The sequence below is a fragment of the Pararhizobium sp. A13 genome (assembly GCF_040126305.1).
Classification (GTDB): domain Bacteria; phylum Pseudomonadota; class Alphaproteobacteria; order Rhizobiales; family Rhizobiaceae; genus Pararhizobium.
In genome coordinates this window covers 4135036-4158708 of the sequence record NZ_CP149510.1, presented here as the reverse complement: position 1 = coordinate 4158708, position 23673 = coordinate 4135036, and the positions used below count along the sequence as shown (strand labels likewise).

Genomic DNA, 23673 nt, shown 5'->3' with positions numbered 1-23673 from the left:
ACCCTAGTAGAACCGGTAGCCGTCGGAGATTTCCTGTCCCAGACGGTTGTTGTGGCTGATGAAGTTCTCGATGTATTCGTGCAAACCCTGGTCCATCACATCCTTGATAGAATGACTGCGCAGCGACGCCAGGGTTTCCTCGGCGGTTGCGTGCGCTGCATGGCTTTCGCCGTATTCACGGGCGAGATAGCCGAGGTTGCTGGCGATCTTTTCATAACAATAGGCCAGAGAGCGCGGCATGCGTCCGTTGAGGATCAGGAAGTCGGCAATGTGGGAGGGCTTGTATTCAGCCTCGTAGACCCAGCCGTAGGAGCGATGTGCCGAGACCGATCGCAGGATCGATTCCCATTGCACGTTGTCGATCGAGGAACCCACCTGCGAGACGGCCGGAAGCAGCACGTAGTATTTCACATCCAGAATGCGCGCCGTGTTGTCCGCGCGTTCGATGAAGGTGCCGATGCGCGAGAAATTGAAAATTTCGTTGCGAAGCATGGTGCCGTGGAATGCGCCGCGGATCAGGCCAGTCTTGCGCTTGATCGCGTCGATTGCCTCAGGCAGGTCCGCGGCTTTCACCCGGCGGGCCAGCATTGTCTTCAGGTCGAGCCAGCATTCGTTGGTGGCTTCCCAGGTTTCTCGTGTCAGCGCCGTTCTGACCATACGGGCGTTGTTGCGGCCTGAGTCGATGCACGACATCACGCTCGAAGGGTTCGCCTTGTCGCGCAGCAGAAAGTCGATCGCGTCGGTGCTGGTCAGATTTTCGTAGAGGTCGTCATAGATGTCGCGGACACCCGAGCTTTGCAGCACACCGTCCCAGTCGTCTTCCGTCGCCTGCGAGCGCGTGAGCGACATGCGCAGGCCGGCATCGATCAGGCGGGCGCTGTTTTCGGCCCGCTCGATATAGCGGAACATCCAGTAAAGGCCGTTTGCGGTTCTTCCAAGCATGCGTGTCAGTCCTCCAGAACCCAGGTATCCTTGGTGCCGCCGCCCTGGCTGGAATTCACCACCAGCGAGCCAGCCTTCAAAGCCACGCGGGTCAGTCCGCCCGGAATGATCTGCACCTTGTCGGAGACCAGGACATAGGGGCGCAGATCCACATGGCGCGGAGCAATGCCCTTGTTGACGAGGATTGGCACTGTCGAGAGAGAAAGGGTCGGCTGCGCAATGTAGTTTGCTGGCCGGGTTTTAAGCTTTTCGGCGAAAACGGTGCGCTCTTTCTTGGAAGCCGTCGGGCCGACGAGCATGCCATAGCCGCCGGAACCGTGCACTTCCTTGACGACAAGATCGGCAAGATTTTCGAGCACATATTTCAGGCTGTCGGGTTCCGAACAACGCCAGGTCGGCACGTTCTCCAGCAGAGCCTTGCGGCCGGTATAGAACTCGACGATCTCCGGCATATAGGAATAGATCGCCTTGTCGTCGCAGATGCCGGTACCCGGTGCGTTGGCGATGGTGATGTTGCCGGCGCGATACACATCCATGATCCCTGGAATGCCGAGCGCCGATTCGGGCTTGAAGGTGAGGGGATCGAGATAATCGTCGTCAACGCGGCGGTAAAGCACGTCGATCGCCTCGTAGCCGCGCGTCGTCCGCATCTTCACCCTGCCGTCGATGACGCGCAGGTCCGAGCCTTCGACAAGCTCGACACCCATCATGTCGGCGAGGAAGGCGTGTTCGTAATAGGCCGAGTTGTAGATACCGGGCGTGAGCACCGCGACGCGCGGTTTTCCATCGCAGCCGGGAGGCGCCAGCGACGCGAGGCTGTGGCGCAGCAGATAGGGGTAGTTCTCGACCGGGCGGACGCGGTTCTGATGGAAGAGTTCCGGGAACATCTGCATCATCGTCTCACGGTTTTCCAGCATGTAGCTGACACCGGACGGGGTGCGGGCATTATCTTCCAGAACATAGAACTGATCTTCACCGGTGCGCACGATGTCCGTGCCGACGATGTGTGTATAGACGCCACCCGGCGGCCGGAAACCGATCATCTGCGGCAGGAAGGCTTCGTTGCGCTCGATCAGCTCGCGCGGGATGCGGCCCGCCTTGATGATTTCCTGCTTGTGGTAGATGTCGTCGAGGAAAGCGTTGAGAGCGATGACCCGCTGCTCGATGCCTTGCGCCAGCTTGCGCCATTCGCGGCCGGAAATGATGCGCGGGATCAGGTCGAAGGGGATGAGTTTTTCGGAGCTGTCGGCGTGTCCGTAGACCGCGAAGGTAATCCCCGTCTTGCGGAAGATGTTTTCGGCCTCTTTTGATTTTGCAATCAGGCGGGCCCTGTCCTGGCTGGCGTACCAATCATTGTAAGTCGAGTAAGGCTGGCGCGGGCTATTGTCCGCATTCATCATTTCGTCAAATGCCAACGGTGTGGTCCCCTTTTTTTGCCATTTGAGTACAACAACAAGGGCAATGCAAGAAGCATGCTCCTTGGAAGGCAAAAGAAATTTCAACGCCGGATTGCCGCTTTTTTGGTCTGGAGGCCGCGTTTTGGCGGTTGAGGCGATGCATGTTTAAGCAGTCTTGATTCGCAATCATCAGTGTGATTTCGAACGCCGATAAAACTCCCCGTCGCAGAGGATAAGTCTGCCTATTTTTTGCGCATGAAAAAAATGGCTTTTTGCGTAGATCGTTGAAGTTAAAGATCAGGAATTTTGCTTTGACCATCATCCCGCACCGCTCTACGCAAGGCGCGGATCACGAAATCGCATCAGGAGCATGCATGACTCTCGAACGCCTGGCTCCGGCCATTTTCGTTTTGCTCTGGTCGACGGGTTGGGTGATGGCGAAATATGCCGGCATCTACGCCGATCCGCTGACCTTCCTGGTGCTGCGCTACCTGCTCGCCACGCTACTTTTCATCGGCTTCTGTCTCGCGACTGGAGCCGCCTGGCCGAAAACATGGACGGCGGCCGGGCATGCGGTCGTTTCCGGAATCTTCCTGCACGGGCTTTATCTCGGCGCCGTATGGTGGGCGATCGGGCAAGGCGTTCCGGCGGCAATCTCCGGTATTATTGCCGGACTGCAGCCGTTGATGACGGCGGCCGTGGCCCCCGCCCTGATCGGTGAAAACCTGTCGGGCCAGCAGAGGCTTGGTCTGATTCTCGGCTTTCTCGGTATTGCACTGGCGGTCGTGCCGAAGGTAATGGCGATCGACACGGGCGCGACGCCGATCCACCTGTTCCCGGTGATCATCAACGTTCTGGGCATGGCGGCCGTCACCTACGGCACGATCTATCAGAAGCGGCATCTGCAGGACGGCGACATCCGCTCGATCGCGACACTGCAATATGTTGGCGCGCTGATCGTTACGGTACCGCTGGCATTTTTCCTGGAGGAGATGCGGGTCGTCTGGAGCGTGCAGTTATTTGCCGCGCTCGGCTGGGCGGTACTCGGCCTGTCGATGGGGGCAATAGCGCTGCTGCTCTATTTGATTCGGCGCGGGCAGGTGTCGCGGGCGGCCTCGCTGATCTATCTGGTGCCGCCGCTCGCCGCCGCGCAGGCTTGGCTGTTTTTCGATGAGGCGCTGACACTGCCGATGATCGTTGGAACGGTGATCGCGGTGACCGGTGTCTATCTCACCAATCGCAAGACGGTACCGTCGCCACATAAAAAACGGCGGGTCGAGCCCGCCGCTTTCAGTTCGCTGGACGCATAGACGAGGCTTATGCCTCGTCGCGGCGCGGTCCGTTGCCGTTGGCCCGGCGGCGCTGCCCTTGAGCACCGGCGCCATTGCCGCCTTCGCGGTTCTGGTTGCCAGCGGCGCCGTGGTTGCGGTTGCGCCATTCGCCCTGCTTCTGGCCGGGGCGTCCATTGCGGTTGCCGCCGGGGCGTTTGGCAAGTGCCTGCTCATGGGCCGCCTGGGCCGCCGGGCCCTGGCCCTTGCGGTGCTGCTTCTTCTGCTGGCCTTCGCCAGTTGCCAGAAGGTCGTCACCTGCAAAAGGGCTCGGAGCCGACCGTTCAGCGCGGTGCGCGTTGTCGCTGCCGCCCTGCGGGCGGGGGCGGCGCTCGTTGTGTCCATTACCGGCCGGACGCGACGCGTTGCGGGCGCCATTGCCGCCGCGGGCCCCCTTCGGGCGAGCGCGATCGGCGGGAACTTCGCCGCTCGCAACAGCGATGTCGATTTTCATCAGGCGTTCGATATCGCGCAGCAGGCGGATTTCGTCCGGAGCGCAGAAGGCGATCGCGATGCCGTCGCGGCCGGCACGGGCGGTACGACCGATACGGTGCACATAGGCGTCCGGCACTTCCGGCAGGTCATAATTGTAAACGTGGGTGACGCCCGGGATGTCGATGCCGCGCGCGGCGACGTCGGTTGCGACGAGAACGCGTGTCTCGCCGTCACGGAATGCCTTGAGAGCCCGTTCGCGCTGACCCTGGCTCTTATTGCCATGGATCGAAGCGACAGAGTAGCCGACATGCTCCAGATGCTTCATCAGCTTCTCGGCGCCGTGCTTGGTGCGCGAAAAGACCATGGCGCGGCCATCCGGGTTCTCGGTCAGCGTCTTCTTGAGGATTTCGGTCTTCTGGCTGGCGCCGGCAACGAAGTGAACATACTGCTCGACCTTGTCGGCAGCCTTGCCCGGAGGCGAGACTTCGACGCGCTTCGGGTTGCTCAGATATTCGGCTGCAAGCTCGGCAATTGCCTTCGGCATGGTGGCCGAGAACAGCAGCGTCTGGCGGTTCTTCGGCACCAGCTTGGAGATCTTGCGCAGGTCGTGGATGAAGCCGAGGTCGAGCATCTGGTCGGCCTCGTCGAGAACGAGGTAGCGGGCTTGGGTCAGGGTCACGGCGCGGCGGTTGACGAGATCGAGAAGGCGGCCGGGGGTGGCGACGAGAATGTCGACGCCGCGGGCGAGCTGCTCGGACTGCTTGTTGATCGATGCGCCGCCGACGACGAGGCCGATCTTGATCGGGGTCTTCTTGACGAAGTCCTTCAGGTTCGCGGCGATCTGGTTCACCAGTTCGCGGGTCGGAGCAAGAACGAGGGCGCGAATGTTGCGCGGATCGGGACGCTTGCCGTCGGCGAGCATCTTTTCGATCATCGGCAGGCCGAAAGCGGCCGTCTTGCCGGTGCCGGTCTGGGCGAGACCGATCAGGTCATGGCCTTCCATCACGAGCGGGATCGCTTCAGCCTGAATTGGCGTCGGCGTTTCGAACCCCAGGGAGGAGAGGGTCGAAAGAACATGCTCGGAGAGGCCAAGGTCTTTAAAAGTGGTCAATGTATTACCTTTTCGGGGGCGCAAAACGAACATCGCCGGAACTGCACCATGCGGTTCCGGTTTCGCCTTGCGTCAAGAACCCCGCGTGATTTGGGAACTTGTGGGTTGATTAAGCTGTCTGCGCTGCATCTTGCCGCGTTTGGCAAGACATTCTCTGGTGCGCTTATCCTTCGGTACGGATCGGTGAAATCCCGCAGGGCTCGCTCACGCGGCGGCCAGAAGGTGACGCTGCCCCGATGTCGTTGTTTTACCGTCAAAAGTCAAGTGATAGTTTTTGCAGGTGCGAAGAGGGGTGCCCTCATGGCATGACGAGTTGAAACTCACCGCTTGCCAGAATTGCGCCGTTTACCAGGATTTCGAGCCGGTGGCCGCCGGGATAATATTGCCGCGTGGTGATGGTGCGGATGGCATGCTGGCGAGGTATTTTCACGGTTTCAAGGGCTTTGAGCGTGAGGTTCTTCCACTTGAAGACTTTGGGCGCGAGGCCGCCATTGGCTTTGCGATGGTGGATCGCGTAGTCGATCATCACTTGTTGCGGGGCAGCACCCCGATTGGTGATGGCGAGCGTGAAGGCGAGCGAATGACCGAAATCCACGCTGTTAGTCTCAATGTTCAAAGCTGCTGTGATGTCGCAGGGCGGCTCAAAGCCGAAGTTCGCCAGAGCCGCCGCGTGTCCTTTTTTCAACAGCGTTCGTGAGGCGTGGCGCAGCAATTGCCGCCGCTCCGCCGACGCGCCATCGACATGTTGTGCCACGAAATCGGCGACCAGATCCGGATGATCCTTGGCGATGTCGTTCAGGCCGTTGGCAACCGAGCGGCGCACATACTCCTCCGGGTCATCCAGAAGCGCAATGAGGACCGGCAGGATCGGCTGCGGATCGCGCATCAAAGCGGGCAGCCGCATGGCCCAGGGAAGGCGTGGCCGCGTGCCTTCGCTGGCGAGCCTGCGAACATGGTGATTCTGGTCTGCCGTCCAGTTGCCAATTGTCGCCAGCGCCCGTTCCTGATCGAGATGGATGAAAGGGCGGATGCCGAATTCAGCGGTGAAATGCGGCGTCAGTTCTTTCAGCAGCGCGAGCGAAAGATCGAAATCATCCAGCCCCCTTTGTGCCACGAATTGGCTGACCGGCAAGAGCGCCCAGCCTGTTAGGCCCGAGTCTCCGCTCTGCGGCAGGCACGCGGACAGGATGGCCGCTGCTTTGGCAAACTCGGTCGGGAGGGTTTCAACCAGCGCATCGCGAATCTGGATCGACCGCTGCATCAGTTCCAGTTGCTGCATGTCGCGTGTGGCGAGATCGATAAAACGCGCCTTGTCGAAAGCAGAAGCACCTGCGTTGACGGCGATATGATCCGCCATGGTTGCGACGAGCGCGGGATATAGGAGGTTCTTCAGCGGTTCGGGCATGCGATCGGCCAAATTGTGATTCCGCCTACCATAGGCGTTGATTCGAGGAGAATGTAGATGCGGTTGTCACCTTTGCCCCATCCCCGAATTTGTGATATTTTCGGGAACCTTCCTTTGTCCTGCACGTTGGCATTTTTAGGTGCCTCGTTCCCGCAGCTAGGTGCGTTGCGCGTTCATTTCGCCTCGCCGCAGGTGTTGCGCCATGTGAACGTTGGGGTGGTTATGCTCGAGGAGTAAACGACGATGACGACGACATGGATCCTTGCCGCCGATGGAAATCAGGCACGTCTGTTGAAGGGAGTGAATTTTTTCAAAGACGGACACCAAAGTCCCGAGCAGGAGATTTTTCAGCTGGATACCCAGCGTGCCCAGGACATCATGGCCGACAAGCCGGGACGGAGCCATTCGTCGGTTGGTCACGGGCGCTCGGCGATGGAATATTCGAGCGACCCGGTGCGCGAAATACAACAGAAGTTTACGTCAGACGTCGCGAGCAAGCTCGATATGTATGCGCAGGAAGGGGCCTTCGACCGCCTCGTGCTTTGTGCCGCGCCGCAGACGCTGGGCCACTTGCGCTCCATACTCTCTCCCGCCACGCGCGCAAAAACCATGGTGGAAATATGCAAGGATTACAGCAACCTTCCGACCGACAAGCTGATCTCGTCGGTCCGCTCGGCGATGTCCCACTGACCACTTTCCGCTAAAAGTCCGTCGGAACGCCGCCCTCGGCTTTCCGGCGGGCAACGAAGGCGTCGAGTTCCTCCTCGATACCCGGATCGAGCGGTGGGCGCTCATATTCGTTGAGTTTCTCCTTGAAGACGCGGTTGGCGTGATCATAGGTCGTCGGCCGCCCGGCTTCGGTCCATGTCTCGAAATTGCGCCAATCCGACAGGATCGGCGAGTAGAAGGCCGTTTCATACCGCGCGAGCGTATGAGCCGTGCCGAAGTAGTGGCCGCCCGGGCCGACATCGCGAACGGCGTCGAGACCAAGCGCATCCTCGCTGACGTCGAGCGGTTTCAGGAACTCGGCGACCATCTGCAGCATATCGACGTCGAGAATGAATTTCTCGAAGGATGCCGTCAGCCCGCCTTCGCTCCAGCCGGCCGAATGCATGATGAAGTTGCCGCCGCCCTGTGTCAGCGCCCAGAGCGACAGCGCGGATTCATAGGCGGCCTGCGCATCGAGCGTGTTCGACGCATTGGTATTCGACGTGCGGTAGGGGATCTTGTAGCGGCGCGCGAGCTGGCCGCCGGCAATCACGGCCTTCATGTATTCCGGCGTGCCGAAAGCGGGTGCGCCGGTCTTCATGTCGACATTCGAGGTGAAGCCACCATACATGACCGGTGCGCCGCGCCGGACCATCTGGGTAAAGGCGATACCCGCCAGCGCCTCGGCATTTTGCTGGACCACGGCGCCCGCGATCGTCACCGGCGCCATGGCACCCGCCAGGGTGAAGGGTGTGACGACGACGACCTGGCTGCGCGACGACATTTCGATGATGCCCTGCAGCATCGGTCCATCGAGGCGCAGCGGCGAGGAGGTGTTGATGATGGTGAAAAGAGAGGGCTCGCTGTCCATCTGTTCGGCGGTGATGCCGCGCCCGATGCGGGCGATTTCCAGGGCGTCGAGGTTGCGCTGCTGGCCGAGCGAATAGCAGTGAAACACTTTGTCGGTCAGCTTCACCATGTCGGAGAGGCAATCGAGATGGCGTACCGAGGCATGGATATCGACCGGCTCGACCGGGTAGCCGCCGGTCGTGTGGATGATGTCGTAGGATTGGGCAAGCTTCACCAGCTTACGGTAGTCTTCCTGGTTTCCGGCCCGGCGTCCGCCTTCGCGATCAGCGACGAAGGGGGCGGACGCGATCTGTGCAAAGACCAGATTGTCGCCACCGATCTCGACATTGCGGATCGGGTTGCGGGCATGCATCGTGAAGCTGGAAGGTACGGACGAGATCATGTCCATGATCAGACCGCGATCGAAGCGGACCCGGTCGGTGCCGGGCGTCACGTCGGCCCCGGCAGCCTGCATGCGGGCGCGTGCCTCGGGCAGGATGACGTCCATGCCGACTTCCTCAAGGATCGTCAGCGAGGCAACGTGCACGGCCTCCAGCGCCTCTTCCGTCAGGACAGTGGATTTCGTCATCGTATTGACGAGGTTGAGATATTTCGAACCGCCCGTACTCTTGCGCGACCGGTCCGCGCCACGCCCGCCGGTTCGTCGGCGGCGTTCCATGGGAGCATCTGTGTCGGTCAGAGAGGAGTGCGGAGGTTCGTTCTCGCTCATGGCTTTTCCATCGATTTGGATAGAAAATCATCGTGCAGATTCAACGCTCGGCATGCGCCACCATTTGCGACAGCAAACTTCCTTGGCAGAGAAGGATGATTGCGCGGGCTGGTTTTTAAGCGACGTGGGATGTCGATTTCACGCCGCAGAGCATTTCGCGCTTGGCTCCGAAGCCGGGCCGTCGCTCGATGGCGAAGCCGGCCGCCTCAAGATTGCGGCGGACGAAGCCGGCGGCGGCATAGGTGGCGAACGTGCCGCCATCGACCGTCTTGTCGCAGACCAGTCTCATCAGCTCTTCCGACCACATATCGGGATTGCGCCGGGGTGCGAAGCCGTCGAGATACCAGGCGTCGAACATGCCGGAAAAGCGGGCGATCTCGTCAAAGGCGACGCCGCAGACGACGGTGAGGCGAATATCACTGCCGACGTCGAGAGTGACATATCCACTCGGCTTCTCTGGCCATTGCGCAACGAGGGTTTGCCGTTCGACGTCGATTTCCGGCCAACGTGACAATGCCCTGTCGATATCGCCGGGGCGCATCGGAAAGCGTTCGAATGAGACGAAATGAAGCTCCCCTCCTTGGGGGCGCGTCTCTTTCCATTTCCGCCAGGTTTCGCAGAAGTTCAGGCCGGTGCCGAAGCCGAGCTCGCCGATACGGAATTCACCCGGCCGCTGCCAGTGCCCCGGCAGACCATTGCCAGAGAGAAACACATGGCCGCATTCCTGTCGGCCATCCTCGCGGCAATAAAAATGGTCGCCAAATTCCTGCGAATAGGGCATATCGCCCTCGTGCCACTCAAGCGTTTGCCGATCAGGCACTGCCGTATTTTCCAGGTTCTCGCGGGTCATGGCGAACCGATAATCTCCCTATCTGAGAAGGTCAATCGATGACGGATCTGTTGATCATCGGCGGCGGCATCATGGGGCTCTGGGCCGGCGTGATGGCCGAGCGGGCCGGACTGAAAACGCTGCTGGTCGAGCGCGCCGCGATCGGCGCGGGCGCGAGCGGCGGTGTACTCGGCGCGCTGATGCCGCATATGCCGGACCGGTGGAATGCCAAGAAGCAGTTTCAGTTCGACGCCCTCGTTTCGCTGGAAAGTGAGATTGCAACGCTTGAGGCCGAGACCGGCCTTTCGGCGGGCTATCGCCGTTCAGGCCGCCTCATGCCTCTGGCCAAGCCGCATCTGCGCGGCATCGCCCTTCGCCATCAGCAGGACGCGCTCGTCAACTGGCGCGCTGGGAACAGGCAATTCCATTGGCATGTCCATGACCAGCCTCCCGTCGACGATTGGCTTGACAGCGCCTTTGCAGAAAGCGGCGTAGTGTTCGACACACTCGCCGCAAGGGTCGCCGCCCGGCCATACCTTGCCATGCTCTCCACCTATCTGCGCCGCTCGCGGTATGTGCAGATCGAAGAGGGGTGGGATGTCGTTCATATCGACGTGGTCGCGGGACGCGCTGACTTCGCCGATGGCCGCGCGGAGGCTTTTGGCGACTGCATCCTTGCCAACGGCGTTGGCGCGTTTCCGCTGCTGGACAGTTTGGCGAATGCGCCCGTTTCGACCGGTACGGGCGTCAAAGGGCAGGCGGCGCTGCTCAAAGCCGATATTGATCCGAGCTTACCGGTCGTCTTCACGGATGGGCTTTATATCGTGCCGCATGAAAACGGCATGGTCGCCGTCGGCAGCACCAGCGAAAACACCTTCGAGGCGCCTTTTTCAACAGACGAGCAGTTGGATACCCTTTTGGCCCGCGCGACAGAGCTGGTACCGCTCATTCGCGACGCGTCGGTGATAGAACGCTGGGCTGGCGTGCGTCCGAAGGCCATAGGGCGCGATCCGATGGTTGGACGCCACCCGGATCACCGGCGGATCCGCGCCTTGACGGGCGGTTTCAAGATCAGCTTCGGCATCGCGCATCGTCTGGCGGCGAGCGTGATCGGTGAAATCTGCGGCGAACCCGATGACACTCTGCCTGCGTCGTTCCGCTGCAAGTCGCATCTCGACCTGTTGAAACTCTGAAAAAACAAAGGCCCAGCAACCGCCTTACCTTCAGTTCAAACAGCGGGGCCGTGAGCATTCGGGAGAGACTACATCCAGTAGGGCGGGACGCCGTAATAGTCATAGACGCGGCGGCCGTTTTCCCGATTCCAGTGGTACTCTTCGTCGCTGTGGTATTTCGGTGCGTTCTCGACCTGCTCGCGTGTCAGATCCGTGCGATAGCCGCCGAGGTTTTCATCGTAGCTGAGCTTGGCCCACGGGATAGGATAATGGTCCTCGCCCATGCCGAGGAAGCCACCGAAAGCGACAACGGCGTAGGAGACTCGACCGCTGCGCTTTTCGATGATGACGCATTCGATCGAGCCGATTTGCTCGCCGTCTTGACCATAAACGCGGGTGCCCTCGACCTTGTCGCTGGCGATCAGATCGTGGGTTTCCCTGATGTCGGCGTCCTGAAGATTGGTATCCTGGTAAGTCACGATTCTTCTCCGTTTTGGTGTACCGCGGACAAAACGAAGGATAGGCTGGTTGGTTCCGACACAATTTGCGGGTTTTTGGCGAGAAATCCGTGTTTTCCGGACTGAGTTTACCGTTCGTGGCCGGCTGGCGGCCGTGATCCTTCGTCATTCTGTCACGCAAATCACTTACGCCCCGGTCACAGATTGAGTTGCAACGGAGCGGTGCCGATGCGGTACGCCATCTATTATACGCCGTCGATCTACGATCCTTTGTCGGTCGCAGCGGCAAGCTGGCTTGGCCGCAACGTCTATTCCGGCGAAGCGCCGGAAGCGCCCTCGATCGCTGGCTTCAGCCGGCAGGAACTGGCGTTCCATACGGCCGTGCCGCGCCGCTACGGTTTTCACGGTACGATCAAGGCGCCGTTCCGGCTTCACGCGGAAACCAGCGAAGCGGCGCTCTTGAAATCCCTGATGCATTTTGCCAGCACCGTGACGCCGTTCGAAATTCCCCGCATGGAAATCGCAAGGCTTGGCGAGTTCTATGGTTTGGCGCCCTCAGTTCCCTGTGAAGAGATGAACCACCTTGCCGCCTCGGTCGTCCAGGCGTTCGACACGTTTCGTGCGCCGCTGAGTGACGTGGAGATCGAGCGGCGGGATCCGGACCGGCTAACGGCGCCGCAGTTTTCCAACCTGCATCGCTGGGGCTACCCTTATGTGATGGACGAGTTTCGCTTTCACATGATGCTGACGGGACCGGTTCACCCCAATCTCAACGCCCGCTTCGAGACGGCGCTGCGCGAATTTTTCGGGACTTTTCTGAACGAGCCGCTGAAGATTTCCAGCCTTGCGCTCTTTATCGAGCCTGAGGCCGGAGCACCGCTGCGTGTCCATTCGCAGCACCCGCTCGGCAAGCTGTCGGCGCACCGACCGGTTGCAGCCAGCGCGCGCGCGAGCACAACGGCGATATCGGACATGCCGGCACGCGCTTCCGGGACCAAGGCGGCGCTCGTCGCTCGTCGTCTTCAGGCGAATTGCTGATTAGAGACTGGGTTGTTGCAGTTGGGCAGGCTTGTTCCCACCTTGGATAGACAACGATTTCCGCCATTTGGACTTCGATTTTCCGGCCCCGGATGCTACCGTTCCGGCAAATTCGAAGGGTGATTTGATGGCAGAGCAATCTTATCCGCGTGATCTTATCGGCTACGGCCGCAATCCTCCGCAGGTCCGGTGGCCGGGCGATGCGCGCATCGCCGTGCAGTTCGTGGTCAATTACGAGGAAGGCGGCGAGAGCTGTATTCTCGACAACGACAAGGCGTCCGAATCACTGCTGTCAGAAATCGTCGGTGCGCAGCCTTGGCCCGGCCAGCGCAATCTCAACATGGAATCCATTTACGAGTATGGCGCTCGTGCCGGCTTCTGGCGGCTCTGGCGGATGTTTACGAGCCGCAATGTCGATGTGACCGTCTATGGCGTGACGCTCGCCATGGCGCGCAATCCGGAGGCGGTCGCTGCGATGAAGGAAGCGGGCTGGGAGATCGCCAGCCATGGCTATCGCTGGCTCGAATACAAGGATTTTCCGGAAGAGGAAGAGCGCAAGCACATCCGCGAAGCCGTGCGCCTGCACAAGGAACTGACCGGCTCGCATCCGCTCGGCCTGTATCAGGGCAAGCCGTCGAACAACACCCTGAAACTCGTTCTGGAGGAGGGCGGCTTCGTCTATTCCTCCGACAGCTATGCCGACGAACTGCCCTATTGGGTGCCGGGCCTGGCCAAGGACAAGCCGCATCTGATCATCCCCTACACGCTCGATGCCAATGACATGCGCTTTGCGACGCCGCAGGGCTTCAATTCCGGTGACCAGTTTTTCACCTATCTGAAGGACACCTTCGACGTGCTCTATGCAGAGGGCAAGGAGGGCAGCCCGAAGATGATGAATGTCGGCCTCCACTGTCGCCTTGTCGGCCGCCCCGGCCGGGCCGCGGCGCTTGCCCGTTTCATCGAATATGTCTTGGGCCACGAGAAGGTCTGGACCCCCAAGCGCATCGATATCGCCCGGCACTGGTACGAGCATCACAAGCCGGAAGGCGGTTTGTGATGAGCGCACGCGAAAACTTCGTCGCGCGCTTCGGCGGTGTCTTTGAGCATTCGCCCTGGGTAGCGGAGCGGGCCTTCGATCAAAATCCGCACGTTACTCTGACAGCCGATGGCGTGCATGCCGTGCTCGTGACGGCGTTCCGTGCTGCCGCGCATGTCGATCGCCTTGCGGTTCTAAGGGCGCATCCCGATCTTGCAGGAAAGCTGGCGATCGCAGGAGAGTTGACCGAGGACTCGAAGGCAGAACAGGCGTCCGCCGGGCTCGACCGATTGACGCCTTCCGAACATGCTCGTTTCACCGAATTGAACGCTGCCTACATCGAAAAATTCGCCTTTCCCTTCATTGTCGCCGTGAAGGGGCTGAACAAGGACGATATTCTGTCTGCCTTCGAAAGGCGGATTGACAATGACCGGCAAGAGGAATTTGAGACGGCTTCAGCGCAGGTCGAAAAGATTGCGCTCTTGCGTTTACGTTCCATGCTTCCGGGAGAAGACAATGCCTGACACTATGCCGCCACGCGCTTTTGCGGCGGGATCGACAGACTGATGCCACACCTGTTGAAGATTGAACCTCTGACGCAGGCCGCTTTCGCTCCCTTCGGCACGGTCATCGAAGCGGACCCGGCATTCATGCGCCTAATCAACGGCGGCTCGACCGAGCGGTTTCATGCGCTCGCGCAAGTCGATGTGACTGGGGAAGGCGGCCGGGCAGTCATCAATATTTTTCGCGGCCAGCCGCGCAGCTTCCCTTATAGCTTGATGATGATGGAACGCCACCCCTCTGGCTCGCAGAGCTTTTCACCGATCGGCGGCGGTCCGTGGCTCGCCGTCGTCGCACCAGACGACGGCGGCAAGCCGGGTTTCCCGCGGGTTTTTCTGGCAACGGGGCACCAGGGCGTCAATTATGGCCCCAACGTCTGGCATCATCCCCTGATGGCCGTCGGCGCGGTCAGCGATTTCCTGGTTGTGGATCGCGAAGGTCCGGGCAACAATCTGGTCGAAGTCTTTTACGACGAGCCCTTCATCATTCCCAACCCTGTGTGAGCGCGAGCAAATCCCGATGAGCAGATCCGGCCGCCTGACAACCCACGTCCTCGACACCGCGCTCGGAAAACCGGCACAGGGCTTGAAGATCGATCTGCTTTTGATCGAGGGAGAGACGCGCCGCCTGCTGCGGACGGTCGAAACCAACAGCGATGGCCGGCTCGATGAGCCGATGCTGGAGGGAGAGGCGTTTACTGTCGGCACCTACGAACTGCTGTTCCATGCGGGCGATTATCTGCGCGCGACCGGCGCCAGCCTGCCGGAGCCGGCCTTTTTTGATCTCATCCCGCTGCGCTTCGGCATAGCCGATGCGACGAGCCACTATCACGTGCCGTTGCTTCTTTCGCCGTTCAGCTATTCGACCTATCGAGGCAGTTGACGGACTATTTGCGCCAAAGTCTGAAAGCTCTGAGCGCCGAGGGAGACCCCAAGCCTTCGACACTTCACTCGGCTTCAGCCTGACGGTCACGCCTGCATAGGCGTTATCACTCCGCAATCACATCCCGATTGATATCCCGGATATCCCGCTTGCCGCAGAGCGCCATGGTGATGTCGAGTTCCTTGCGGATGATATCGAGCGCTAGTGTCACGCCCGCCTTGCCGCCGGCGCCAAGGCCGTAGAGGAAGGGGCGGCCGATATAGGTGCCCTTGGCGCCGAGTGCGATCGCCTTCAACACATCCTGACCGGAGCGGATACCACCGTCAAGGTGGACCTCGACCATGTCGCCGACCGCATCGACGATTTTCGGCAGCATGCTGATGGAGGAGGGGGCTCCGTCGAGCTGGCGGCCGCCATGATTGGAAACGATGATCGCGTCGGCGCCAGTTCGTGCCGCCATCTTCGCGTCCTCAACGTCGAGAATCCCTTTGAGGATCAGTGGTCCGCCCCACATCTCCTTGATCTCAGCCACATTTTCCCATGAGAGCCGCGGATCGAATTGTTCGGCCGTCCAAACCGAAAGGGAGGACAGGTCCGAAACGTTTTTCGCGTGGCCGACGATGTTGCCGAAGCTGCGGCGCTTGGTCTGCAGCATCTGCATGCACCAGAGTGGCCGGGTCGCCATCTGCCAGATATGCTTGGGCGTGAATTTCGGTGGGGCAGAGAGGCCGTTGCGCAGATCCTTGTGGCGCTGGCCGAGGATCTGCAGGTCGAGCGTCAGCACCAGCGCCGAGCATTTCGCCGCCTTGGCGCGGTCGATCAGATTCTTGACGAAGTCGCGGTCGCGCATGACGTAAAGCTGGAACCAGAAGGGTTTGGTCGTGGCGGAGGCGACATCCTCGATCGAGCAGATGCTCATCGTCGAGAGCGTGAAGGGAACCCCGAAATCCTCAGCCGCCTTCGCCGCCAGCATCTCGCCGTCGGCATGCTGCATGCCGGTCAGACCGGTCGGCGAAAGCGCGACCGGCATGGAAACCTTCTGGCCGATCATCGTGCTTTCGAGCGACCGGTTGGTCATATCGACCAGCACCCGCTGGCGCAGCTTGATCTTGGAAAAATCTTCCTCGTTGGCGCGGTACGTGCCTTCGGTCCAGGCTCCGCTGTCGGCATAATCGAAAAACATCTTTGGCACGCGGCGCTTGGCGGCGGCTTTGAGATCGCGGATTTCGAGGATCTTGGACATGGCACGGGCTTCCATCTTCAGGGATGGCCCGGCCATACCATGTTTCGCGAACGGTTGTTAAGAGCTGGATGGAAAAGAGGTAAAATAAATTTACCTCTTTGATTGCGCGACTTTCAGTCCCGTGGCCCAATTTGCCCATTGGCTGTCGCGTGCACTTCGCGGGCCCGAGGAGGCTTGGCAAGGCGGCGCCGGAATGTGCCGGGCTTCGTGCCGAACCGGTCGTGGAAGGCTTCATAGAAACGGGAGAGCGAACCGAAACCCGCCTCGAAGGCGACGCTCGTGATCGGCAGATCTGTGGAAATGAGCAGCGACTGGGCAGTATCGAGGCGGTGGCGAAGAATCGACTGGTTGATGGTCATGCCGACAGTCCGCTTGAAGATACCCATGGCATAGTTCGGATGGAGACCGACATCGCGTCCCACATCCTCGGCGGTGATGTTTTCCAAGGCATGTTCGGTGATGAAGCGCATCATCCGCTCGACATGAAACATGCGATCGGCGTCGTGATGCTCAAAGGAGGCGATGGCTGATCCCTGCTCGCGCAGGTCGCGCCAGCCTTCGCGGTCGAGGCGGCGCACGCGGGCGCCCAGTTCCTCACGGACGATCTGTTCCAGTTCCTCGTCGCCCGACAGAAGCTCCTCGCGCCAGCGCATGAAGATGTCGCGGTCATAGGGGCGGATATCGAGCGCCTCGATCATCGCGCCGCGAAAGACTGCGTCGCGGAACCGGCTGAGGCTCGGCAGCGCCAGAAAGACCGACATTGGCACATAGAGGCAGATGAACCGGGTCGGCTCCCTTATGTCCGTCACCTGATGCGGGATCATGCCCCAGAACAGGCATAGCCGTCCCTCGGAGACGCTGAGCTCGCGGCCGTCGAACCAATAGGTCATCTCGCCTTCGAGCACGAAATTCAGCTCGATCTGGCTATGCATGTGCGGGCCTTCCATTCGCCGCACGTTGATATTGTCGCCAGCGCAGAAACGGTGATCGCCGAAAACGACCAGCGGATGCGCCGGGTCGCGTTCCGGGTGGACCGGTGTTGCGCCGAGCCTGTTCACGAGTTTCGGGCGCCGTGTCATTTCATATCCTGCTGATGTTAGAAAACCGGAAGTCTATGCCGAAATGTCGGAAGAAGATTGCGGGTTTCGGCAGCAAGGTCAAGCGGCTCATGCGGGAAGAGGAACAAGACAGCCGCAGGAGGCAACGGCACCACACGCTGATCCTTGGGAGGATAAAATGATTTCTTTTAAAGCCGCTACCGGGCTCGCGCTCGGCTATGCGCTCACCATGTCCGCAGCCTTCGCCGGCGAACTCGTCATTAACTCCGACCAGTCCGATCCGGCGCCGAAAAAGGCGATGGAAACGCTGCTCGAAGGCTTCAAGGCTGCCCATCCGGACGTGACCGTCAAGTGGAACAATTTCGACCACGAAGGCTACAAGTCCGCTATCCGCAACTTCCTGACCGCAGATGCCCCCGATGTCGTTGCCTGGTATTCCGGCAACCGCATGGCCCCCTTCGTCAAGGCCGGCCTGTTTGAGGATGTCACCGACCTCTGGACCGAAAACAAGCTGGACGACCAACTGAAGTCCGCCGTCAAGTCGATGGAAATCGACGGCAAGAAATGGGGCATCCCCTATTCCTACTATCAGTGGGGCATCTACTACCGGAAAGACATCTTCGCCGAGCAGGGCATCACGCCGCCGAAGAACTGGGCCGAACTGGTCGCCGCCTGTGAAAAGCTGAAGTCAGCCGGCATGACGCCGTTTGCGATCGGCACCAAGGCGCTGTGGCCGACGGGCGGCTGGTTCGACTATCTTGACCTGCGCGTCAACGGCTACGAGTTCCACATGGACCTCACCGCCGGCAAGGTTCCTTACACCGATCCGAAGGTGAAGGCCGTGTTCGAGAAATGGGCTGAACTGGTGAAGCCCGGCTATTTCCTTGAAAACCATGCGGCGATCGACTGGCAGGACGCCATTCCGCAGTTCGTCCAGGGCAAGGCGCCGATGTACCTGATGGGCAACTTTGCCGTGGCCGCGATGAAGGATGGCGGATTGAAGGAAGAGCAGATCGGCTTCCTGCAGTTCCCGGAAATCACCGCCGGCATCCCGATGGCCGAAGACGCGCCGACCGAGTCCTTCCACATCCCATCGGGTGCGAAGAACAAGGAAGATGCCCGCAAGTTCCTCGCCTATCTGGCAACGCCTGAGGCCCAGACCAAGATGAACGAGGTCTTGGGTCAGCTTCCGGTCAACAACCAGTCCGCTAAGTCGGAAGATCCGTTCCTGAAGGCCGGCTTCGAAATGCTGGCAAACGCCTATGCGCTTGCCCAGTTCTATGACCGCGACGCCCCGGCTGAAATGGCCAAGGCCGGCATGGAAGGCTTCCAGCAGTTCATGGTCAAGCCGGACAATGTCGACGCGATCCTCGAACGCCTCGAAAAGGCACGCGGCCGCATCTACAAGTAACGTCCATAGGCTTCAGCCCCTCATCGGGCCTCCTGTTCGGCGGCCACCTTCTCCCCGTGAACGGGGAGAAGGAACAAGCGGCGTCTCGATCGTCGCCTCTGTCCGCTTGCGGGGAGAGGGTGAGGGGCGAGCGCCGGGACTACGGTCGATTGTTTTCAAACTACTTCAGCAAGGGTGGCAGCGATGAGCAGCACCGTTCCCGCGGCATCCGGTTTCTGGAAACGCAACCAGCAGCGCCTGGCGCCCTGGCTGTTTCTGGCGCCCGGGATAATCATGTTTTCGATCTATGTGATCATTCCGATCTTCCAGTCGATCTGGATCAGCTTCTACGACTGGGACGGGCTTGGCCCGAAAACCTGGATCGGCGCCGCCAACTACGTGGAGCTTCTCGACGATGAAGCGTTCTACACCTCGCTGAAAAACAACATCCTGTGGCTGGTGCTCTACCTGCTCGCGGTGCCCGCGGGTCTTGCCGTGGCGCTGTTCCTCAACCAGACGGTCGCCGGCATCCGGCTCTACAAGTCGCTGTTCTTTTTTCCCTTCGTCATCAGCCAGGTCGTCGTCGGCCTGATCTTCACCTGGTTCTACGCGCCGGATTTCGGCCTTCTCTCGGCTCTGATCAAGACACTGACCGGTCAAAACATCGCGATCCTTGCTGACGAGCGCTACGTGACGCTCGGCATCATCGCCGCCGGTCTCTGGCCGCAGATCGCCTATTGCATGATCCTTTACCTGACCGGTCTCAACAACATCAACCCGGAGCAGGTGGAGGCGGCCCGTATGGACGGCGCCAGGGGCTGGTCGCTGCTGTGGCACATCATCCTGCCGCAGCTCGGTCCCGCGACCTTCATCGCCATCGTCGTCACCGTCATCGGTGCGCTGCGCTCCTTCGACTTGGTCTCGATCATGACCGATGGTGGCCCTTACGGCTCGAGCCGCGTGCTGTCCTTCTACATGTATGAGCAGGCCTTGTCGGAATATGGCTACCGCATGGGTTATGGCGCGGCGATCGCGGTCGTCCTCTTCATGATCATGATGGTCTTCATCACGCTGTTCATCGTGCGCATGCTGATGCGGGAAAGGCACGCCTGATGTTTCCCACTCCTGTCCAGAAAGCTGCCCCCTGGGTGCGCCACGCCTATACGATCATCCTGCCGATCGCATTGACCTTATGGCTCTTGCCACTGATTGGCGTCGCCATCACCTCGGTTCGGCCGTCCGCAGATCTGGCCGCCGGAAACTATTTCGGCATGCCCTCACGCTTCGCCGGCATCGAGAACTATACGGCGGTCTTCAGGGATTCGCCGATTGGCTGGTACATCCTCAATTCCTTCAAGGTGACGATCCCGACGGTCATCGGCGCAGTCGGGCTTGCCTGCCTGTCCGGTTTCGCGCTGGCGGTCTACAAGTTCCGCGCCAATCTTTTGATCTTCTTCCTGTTCGTCGCCGGCAACTTCATTCCGTTCCAGATCCTGATGGTGCCGGTGCGCGACATGACGCTGCGGGCGGGGCTCTATGACAGCATCTCCGGCCTCGTGCTCTTCCATATCGCGTTCCAGACCGGCTTCTGCACTTTGTTCATGCGCAATTTTATCACGTCGCTGCCTTTTGCACTGATCGAATCCGCCCGTGTCGAAGGTGTCAGCGAATGGCGGATCTTCCGCTATATCGTCCTTCCCCTGATGCGTCCGGCGATTGCTGCCCTTTCGGTTCTGGTCTTCACCTTCATCTGGAACGACTATTTCTGGGCGACGGTGCTGGTACAGGGGCAGCATGCCATGCCGGTGACGGCCGGGCTCTATTCGCTGAACGGCCAGTGGATCGCCGCCTGGCACCTGGTTTCGGCCGGCTCGATCGTCGCCGCCATGCCGCCGGTCCTGATGTTCTTCCTGATGCAGAAGCATTTCATTGCCGGCCTGACGCTGGGGGCGACCAAGGGATGATCGCTGCGTTTTCCACATTTCAACATTCATCGAAAGGCAGGGCCAATGGCTGACGTCACGCTCCGCAATGTCACCAAGCAGTTCGGCTCGGTCAGCGTCATCAAGGGCGTCGATTTTTCCATCGCCGACGGCGAGTTCTGCGTCTTCGTCGGTCCCTCCGGCTGCGGCAAGTCTACGCTGTTGCGGATGATTGCCGGACTTGAGGAAATCTCGTCGGGCGAGCTCAAGATCGGCGGTAAGGACATGACCCATGTCGGCCCGTCCGATCGCGGCGTCGCGATGGTGTTCCAGTCCTATGCGCTCTATCCGCACATGACGGTTGCCGACAATATCGGCTTCGGCCTGCGCATGACCGGCCACGACAAGGCGGAGATCGAAAAGCGCATGCAGCGCGCCGCCAAGATGCTGCAGCTCGAGCCACTGCTTGCCCGCAAGCCGTCGCAACTTTCCGGTGGCCAGCGCCAGCGCGTCGCCATCGGCCGTGCCATCGTGCGCAACCCGGAAGTCTTCCTGTTCGACGAGCCGCTGTCGAACCTTGACGCGGCGCTGCGGGTGCAGATGCGCACCGAGATCAGCACGCTGCATCAGGATCTGAAGGCGACGATGATCTATGTCACCCACGATCAGGTGGAAGCCATGACCATGGCCGACAAGATTGTGGTCCTCAGCGCCGGATCGATCGAGCAGATCGGCTCGCCGCTGGAACTCTACCACCGGCCAAAGAACCTCTTCGTCGCCGGCTTCATCGGCTCGCCGAAAATGAACTTTATGAAGGCGACGGCCTCACCCGCCGGTGATCAGATCCGCGTCACCTTGACCGGCGGCGTCGATATCCTGCTGCCGGCCGGACACGCCCGCGTCAGCGACGGCCAATCGGTGACGCTTGGTATTCGGCCCGAGCATATCGATGCTGATGGGAAGGAAGGGGCCACCCTGCCGGCAAAGCTCCGGCTGGCCGAATATCTCGGCTCCGAGACCATGTTCTACGTGAGCCTCGGCGACGGCACCGACATCGCGGTCAAGGCCGATGGCCTTGCCACAGCACATCCGGGCGCGGATTTCCGCATCGGTATCCCGGCCAAGGCCTGCCACCTCTTCGACGCCGAGGGCGTCGCCATCATCAACGGGGATTTGACGAAGTAATGCTTGGCGTTTGTTATTATCCGGAGCACTGGCCAGAGGCGTGGTGGGCAAAGGACGCCCGTCGCATGCGGGATATGGGCATTTCCTTCGTGCGCATCGGCGAATTCGCCTGGTCGCGGCTGGAGCCGAAGCGAGGCGAGATCGATTTCGCATGGCTCGACCGGGCCATTGATACGTTGGGCGCCGCCGGGCTGAAGGTCGTGCTCGGCACGCCGACGGCGACGCCGCCGAAGTGGCTGATGGACGAATATCCGGAGATTGCGCCGGTCGATCAGAACGGCCATGTACGCGGTTTCGGCTCGCGCAGGCACTATACCTTCTCCTCCGAAGTCTGGTGGCGCGAGAGCGCCCGCATCGTCGAGATCATCGCCAAGCGCTATGGCGAACACCCGGCGCTCGATGGCTGGCAGACGGACAACGAATATGGCTGCCATGACACGACGCAGTCCTGGGGGCCGGAAGACCTGAAGGCATTTCGCCGTTGGCTGAGGCTCCGCTACCAGTCGACCGACCAGCTCAACGAAGCCTGGGGCAATGTCTTCTGGTCGATGGAGGTGAACAGCTTCGAGGATGTCGTGCTGCCGAACCTTGCCGTCACCGAGACCAATCCGGCCGCGCGGCTCGATTTCTGGCGCTTCCAGTCCGGGCAGGTGGCCGCGTATGACAAGATGCAGTGCGAGATCATCCGCAAGCATTCGCCCGGCCGCTGGATCACCCATAATTTCATGGGCTTCGTCAACGATTTCGACCACTGGAAGGTCGGCGAAAACCTCGATCTTGCTTCCTGGGATTCATATCCTATCGGCTTCGTCGAGAAGTTCCCGTTCAGCCAGGAGGAGAAGAACCGCTGGGCGGAAACCTCCCATCCCGATATCGCACCCTTCCATCACGATCTCTATCGCGGCGTCGGCCGCGGCCGTTTCTGGATCATGGAGCAGCAGCCCGGACCAGTGAACTGGGCGCCGTGGAACCCGGTGCCGAAGCCCGGCATGGTGCGGCTGTGGAGCTGGGAAGCGCTGGCGCACGGCGCTGAAGTCGTCAGCTATTTCCGCTGGCGGCAGGCGCCGTTCGCGCAGGAGCAGATGCATGCGGGCCTCAACCTGCCGGGCTCGGACGAACTCTCCGCCGGCGGCCGCGAGGCCGAGATCGTTGGCCAAGAGATCGCCGCAGCCGGTGAGCTGCCGGCAACCGAACAAGCCCCGGTCGCCATCGTCTATGACTACGAGACGTATTGGGCCACGGTCATCCAGCCGCAGGGCAGGGATTTCCAGTATCACGATCTGGCCTTCCGCTGGTACGAAGCGGTGCGCAAGTTTGGCCTCAACGTCGACTTCGTGCCCCCGGGCGCACCACTGGACGGTTATAAGCTGGTACTCGTTCCGTCGCTGATGATGGTCTCGGAAGCCGCCCTGCAGGCCTTCAGCGCAGCCGAGGGCATCGTGCTCCACGGCCCGCGCTCCGGCTCGCGCACGCGCCAGTTTGCCATTCCGGAAAATCTGCCGCCGGGGCCGCTCGCGGCGCTGACGGGCGCTCGGGTCACGCAGGTGTCATCGCTGCGTCCGGGGCTGGACGATGCAGTATCAGGCGCTGTTTCAGGCGCCGCCATCCGCTGGCGGGAATATGTCGAGACGGACGGCGATGTGCTTGCGCGGTTCGCCAACGGCGATGCGGCGCTGACGGCCAAAGACGGGCATCATTATCTTGCCTGCTGGCCGGATCAGGAACTGTTGCAGCAGGCGCTGACTCACCTGGCGGCGAAAGCCGGCCTCGAAACGGTGGCGCTTCCGGATCATATCAGGCTGCGCAAGCGCGGCGGGGTGACGTTTGCGTTCAACTACGGGACGGAGGTTTGGTCGTGCCCGGTCGATGGAACGCTGGTTCTCGGCGAGGCCGATGTGAAGCCGCAGACCGTTACGGCCTGGAAAGAATAGGCAATCGGTCTTATCCCCCTTGCACTTTGGCCAATCTCCCTCACAAGGGGGATTGGAAATCGC

Annotated in this window: 22 protein-coding genes; 13 read left to right on the top strand and 9 right to left on the bottom strand. The window is 60.7% G+C overall.

Translation table 11 applies throughout. From position 1 onward, the window contains the following. Positions 1-3: 3 nt before the first annotated feature. Both WI754_RS20300 and WI754_RS20295 read right to left on the bottom strand, forming a co-directional pair. Positions 4-942, bottom strand: a complete 939-nt coding sequence (locus tag WI754_RS20300; protein ID WP_349435249.1) for an alpha-E domain-containing protein — start codon at positions 940-942, stop codon at positions 4-6. Between the two features lie 5 nt (positions 943-947). Then, a complete protein-coding gene (locus tag WI754_RS20295; RefSeq protein WP_349437896.1) occupies positions 948-2342 on the bottom strand; it encodes a circularly permuted type 2 ATP-grasp protein in 1395 nt (464 codons plus the stop codon). A gap of 371 nt (positions 2343-2713) precedes the next feature. Between WI754_RS20295 and WI754_RS20290 the strand changes: the two genes are divergently transcribed. Beyond that, positions 2714-3649 carry a DMT family transporter gene (locus WI754_RS20290; protein ID WP_349437895.1) on the top strand — a complete coding sequence of 312 codons (936 nt, stop codon included), beginning with the start codon at positions 2714-2716 and terminating at the stop codon, positions 3647-3649. 7 nt (positions 3650-3656) lie between these two features. Here WI754_RS20290 and WI754_RS20285 read toward each other — a convergent pair whose 3' ends face one another. Further along, positions 3657-5213, bottom strand: a complete 1557-nt coding sequence (locus WI754_RS20285; RefSeq protein WP_349435248.1) for a DEAD/DEAH box helicase — start codon at positions 5211-5213, stop codon at positions 3657-3659. 298 nt (positions 5214-5511) lie between these two features. After that, the gene (locus tag WI754_RS20280; RefSeq protein WP_349437894.1) at positions 5512-6618 is read right to left on the bottom strand and encodes a DNA alkylation repair protein; all 1107 of its coding nucleotides are present in this window, start codon (positions 6616-6618) and stop codon (positions 5512-5514) included. 243 nt (positions 6619-6861) lie between these two features. On the opposite strand from WI754_RS20280, the gene WI754_RS20275 reads away from it, so the two are divergent. Next, positions 6862-7308, top strand: coding sequence for a host attachment protein (locus WI754_RS20275; protein ID WP_349435247.1), 447 nt, complete (start codon positions 6862-6864; stop codon positions 7306-7308). 10 nt (positions 7309-7318) lie between these two features. Here WI754_RS20275 and WI754_RS20270 read toward each other — a convergent pair whose 3' ends face one another. Next, positions 7319-8905, bottom strand: coding sequence for a trimethylamine methyltransferase family protein (locus WI754_RS20270; protein WP_349435246.1), 1587 nt, complete (start codon positions 8903-8905; stop codon positions 7319-7321). A gap of 115 nt (positions 8906-9020) precedes the next feature. Then, complete coding sequence (mnmD, locus tag WI754_RS20265; RefSeq protein ID WP_349435245.1) at positions 9021-9755, bottom strand: tRNA (5-methylaminomethyl-2-thiouridine)(34)-methyltransferase MnmD; 735 nt, start codon at positions 9753-9755, stop codon at positions 9021-9023. A 38-nt stretch (positions 9756-9793) separates the two neighbouring features. On the opposite strand from mnmD, the gene WI754_RS20260 reads away from it, so the two are divergent. Beyond that, the gene (locus WI754_RS20260) at positions 9794-10927 is read left to right on the top strand and encodes an FAD-dependent oxidoreductase (protein ID WP_349435244.1); all 1134 of its coding nucleotides are present in this window, start codon (positions 9794-9796) and stop codon (positions 10925-10927) included. A gap of 68 nt (positions 10928-10995) precedes the next feature. On the opposite strand, the gene WI754_RS20255 is transcribed toward WI754_RS20260, so the two are convergent. Further along, positions 10996-11385: a PRC-barrel domain-containing protein gene (locus WI754_RS20255; RefSeq protein ID WP_349435243.1), complete on the bottom strand. Its 390-nt coding sequence runs from the start codon at positions 11383-11385 to the stop codon at positions 10996-10998. Between the two features lie 207 nt (positions 11386-11592). On the opposite strand from WI754_RS20255, the gene WI754_RS20250 reads away from it, so the two are divergent. The 5 genes from WI754_RS20250 (at position 11593) to uraH (ending at position 14881) form a co-directional block, all read left to right on the top strand. Next, entirely contained in the window at positions 11593-12402 is an 810-nt protein-coding gene (locus WI754_RS20250) for a DUF1045 domain-containing protein (protein WP_349435242.1), read from the top strand. Positions 12403-12529: 127 nt separating this feature from the next. Then, positions 12530-13459: an allantoinase PuuE gene (puuE, locus tag WI754_RS20245; RefSeq protein ID WP_349435241.1), complete on the top strand. Its 930-nt coding sequence runs from the start codon at positions 12530-12532 to the stop codon at positions 13457-13459. Continuing rightward, positions 13459-13962 carry a 2-oxo-4-hydroxy-4-carboxy-5-ureidoimidazoline decarboxylase gene (gene uraD, locus WI754_RS20240; protein ID WP_349435240.1) on the top strand — a complete coding sequence of 168 codons (504 nt, stop codon included), beginning with the start codon at positions 13459-13461 and terminating at the stop codon, positions 13960-13962. The genes puuE and uraD overlap by 1 nt, the downstream gene beginning before the upstream one ends. Positions 13963-14004: 42 nt before the next feature. Further along, complete coding sequence (locus WI754_RS20235; RefSeq protein ID WP_349435239.1) at positions 14005-14502, top strand: ureidoglycolate lyase; 498 nt, start codon at positions 14005-14007, stop codon at positions 14500-14502. Between the two features lie 16 nt (positions 14503-14518). Then, entirely contained in the window at positions 14519-14881 is a 363-nt protein-coding gene (gene uraH, locus WI754_RS20230; RefSeq protein WP_349435238.1) for a hydroxyisourate hydrolase, read from the top strand. A 106-nt stretch (positions 14882-14987) separates the two neighbouring features. Here the strand turns inward: uraH and WI754_RS20225 are convergent, their stop codons facing one another. Together WI754_RS20225 and WI754_RS20220 are read right to left on the bottom strand one after the other, a co-directional pair. Then, positions 14988-16124, bottom strand: coding sequence for an alpha-hydroxy acid oxidase (locus tag WI754_RS20225; protein ID WP_349435236.1), 1137 nt, complete (start codon positions 16122-16124; stop codon positions 14988-14990). Positions 16125-16237: 113 nt separating this feature from the next. Continuing rightward, positions 16238-17203, bottom strand: coding sequence for a helix-turn-helix domain-containing protein (locus WI754_RS20220; protein WP_349435234.1), 966 nt, complete (start codon positions 17201-17203; stop codon positions 16238-16240). 157 nt (positions 17204-17360) lie between these two features. Between WI754_RS20220 and WI754_RS20215 the strand changes: the two genes are divergently transcribed. The 5 genes from WI754_RS20215 (at position 17361) to WI754_RS20195 (ending at position 23610) form a co-directional block, all read left to right on the top strand. Continuing rightward, positions 17361-18593 (top strand): extracellular solute-binding protein, encoded by a 1233-nt coding sequence (locus WI754_RS20215; RefSeq protein ID WP_349435233.1) that lies wholly within the window; start codon positions 17361-17363, stop codon positions 18591-18593. Positions 18594-18776: 183 nt separating this feature from the next. Beyond that, a complete protein-coding gene (locus WI754_RS20210) occupies positions 18777-19685 on the top strand; it encodes a sugar ABC transporter permease (RefSeq protein ID WP_349435232.1) in 909 nt (302 codons plus the stop codon). Further along, positions 19685-20536 (top strand): carbohydrate ABC transporter permease, encoded by an 852-nt coding sequence (locus WI754_RS20205; protein ID WP_349435230.1) that lies wholly within the window; start codon positions 19685-19687, stop codon positions 20534-20536. The genes WI754_RS20210 and WI754_RS20205 overlap by 1 nt, the downstream gene beginning before the upstream one ends. A gap of 45 nt (positions 20537-20581) precedes the next feature. Beyond that, positions 20582-21679, top strand: a complete 1098-nt coding sequence (gene ugpC / locus WI754_RS20200) for a sn-glycerol-3-phosphate ABC transporter ATP-binding protein UgpC (RefSeq protein WP_349435229.1) — start codon at positions 20582-20584, stop codon at positions 21677-21679. Beyond that, positions 21679-23610 (top strand): beta-galactosidase, encoded by a 1932-nt coding sequence (locus tag WI754_RS20195; protein ID WP_349435228.1) that lies wholly within the window; start codon positions 21679-21681, stop codon positions 23608-23610. Before ugpC ends, WI754_RS20195 begins: the two co-directional genes overlap by 1 nt. Positions 23611-23673: the final 63 nt, after the last annotated feature.

Excerpts from the sequence above, each read along its gene's own strand:
- WI754_RS20225 (WP_349435236.1), bottom strand. The coding sequence starts at position 16,124 with ATGTCCAAGATCCTCGAAATCCGCGATCTCAAAGCCGCCGCCAAGCGC.
- mnmD (WP_349435245.1), bottom strand. The coding sequence starts at position 9,755 with ATGACCCGCGAGAACCTGGAAAATACGGCAGTGCCTGATCGGCAAACG.
- WI754_RS20300 (WP_349435249.1), bottom strand. The coding sequence starts at position 942 with ATGCTTGGAAGAACCGCAAACGGCCTTTACTGGATGTTCCGCTATATC.
- uraH (WP_349435238.1), top strand. The coding sequence starts at position 14,519 with ATGAGCAGATCCGGCCGCCTGACAACCCACGTCCTCGACACCGCGCTC.
- WI754_RS20275 (WP_349435247.1), top strand. The coding sequence starts at position 6,862 with ATGACGACGACATGGATCCTTGCCGCCGATGGAAATCAGGCACGTCTG.
- WI754_RS20290 (WP_349437895.1), top strand. The coding sequence starts at position 2,714 with ATGACTCTCGAACGCCTGGCTCCGGCCATTTTCGTTTTGCTCTGGTCG.
- WI754_RS20260 (WP_349435244.1), top strand. The coding sequence starts at position 9,794 with ATGACGGATCTGTTGATCATCGGCGGCGGCATCATGGGGCTCTGGGCC.
- WI754_RS20205 (WP_349435230.1), top strand. The coding sequence starts at position 19,685 with ATGTTTCCCACTCCTGTCCAGAAAGCTGCCCCCTGGGTGCGCCACGCC.
- WI754_RS20235 (WP_349435239.1), top strand. The coding sequence starts at position 14,005 with ATGCCACACCTGTTGAAGATTGAACCTCTGACGCAGGCCGCTTTCGCT.
- puuE (WP_349435241.1), top strand. The coding sequence starts at position 12,530 with ATGGCAGAGCAATCTTATCCGCGTGATCTTATCGGCTACGGCCGCAAT.
- WI754_RS20220 (WP_349435234.1), bottom strand. The coding sequence starts at position 17,203 with ATGACACGGCGCCCGAAACTCGTGAACAGGCTCGGCGCAACACCGGTC.
- WI754_RS20215 (WP_349435233.1), top strand. The coding sequence starts at position 17,361 with ATGATTTCTTTTAAAGCCGCTACCGGGCTCGCGCTCGGCTATGCGCTC.
- WI754_RS20195 (WP_349435228.1), top strand. The coding sequence starts at position 21,679 with ATGCTTGGCGTTTGTTATTATCCGGAGCACTGGCCAGAGGCGTGGTGG.
- ugpC (WP_349435229.1), top strand. The coding sequence starts at position 20,582 with ATGGCTGACGTCACGCTCCGCAATGTCACCAAGCAGTTCGGCTCGGTC.
- uraD (WP_349435240.1), top strand. The coding sequence starts at position 13,459 with ATGAGCGCACGCGAAAACTTCGTCGCGCGCTTCGGCGGTGTCTTTGAG.
- WI754_RS20250 (WP_349435242.1), top strand. The coding sequence starts at position 11,593 with ATGCGGTACGCCATCTATTATACGCCGTCGATCTACGATCCTTTGTCG.
- WI754_RS20280 (WP_349437894.1), bottom strand. The coding sequence starts at position 6,618 with ATGCCCGAACCGCTGAAGAACCTCCTATATCCCGCGCTCGTCGCAACC.
- WI754_RS20270 (WP_349435246.1), bottom strand. The coding sequence starts at position 8,905 with ATGAGCGAGAACGAACCTCCGCACTCCTCTCTGACCGACACAGATGCT.
- WI754_RS20295 (WP_349437896.1), bottom strand. The coding sequence starts at position 2,342 with ATGATGAATGCGGACAATAGCCCGCGCCAGCCTTACTCGACTTACAAT.
- WI754_RS20210 (WP_349435232.1), top strand. The coding sequence starts at position 18,777 with ATGAGCAGCACCGTTCCCGCGGCATCCGGTTTCTGGAAACGCAACCAG.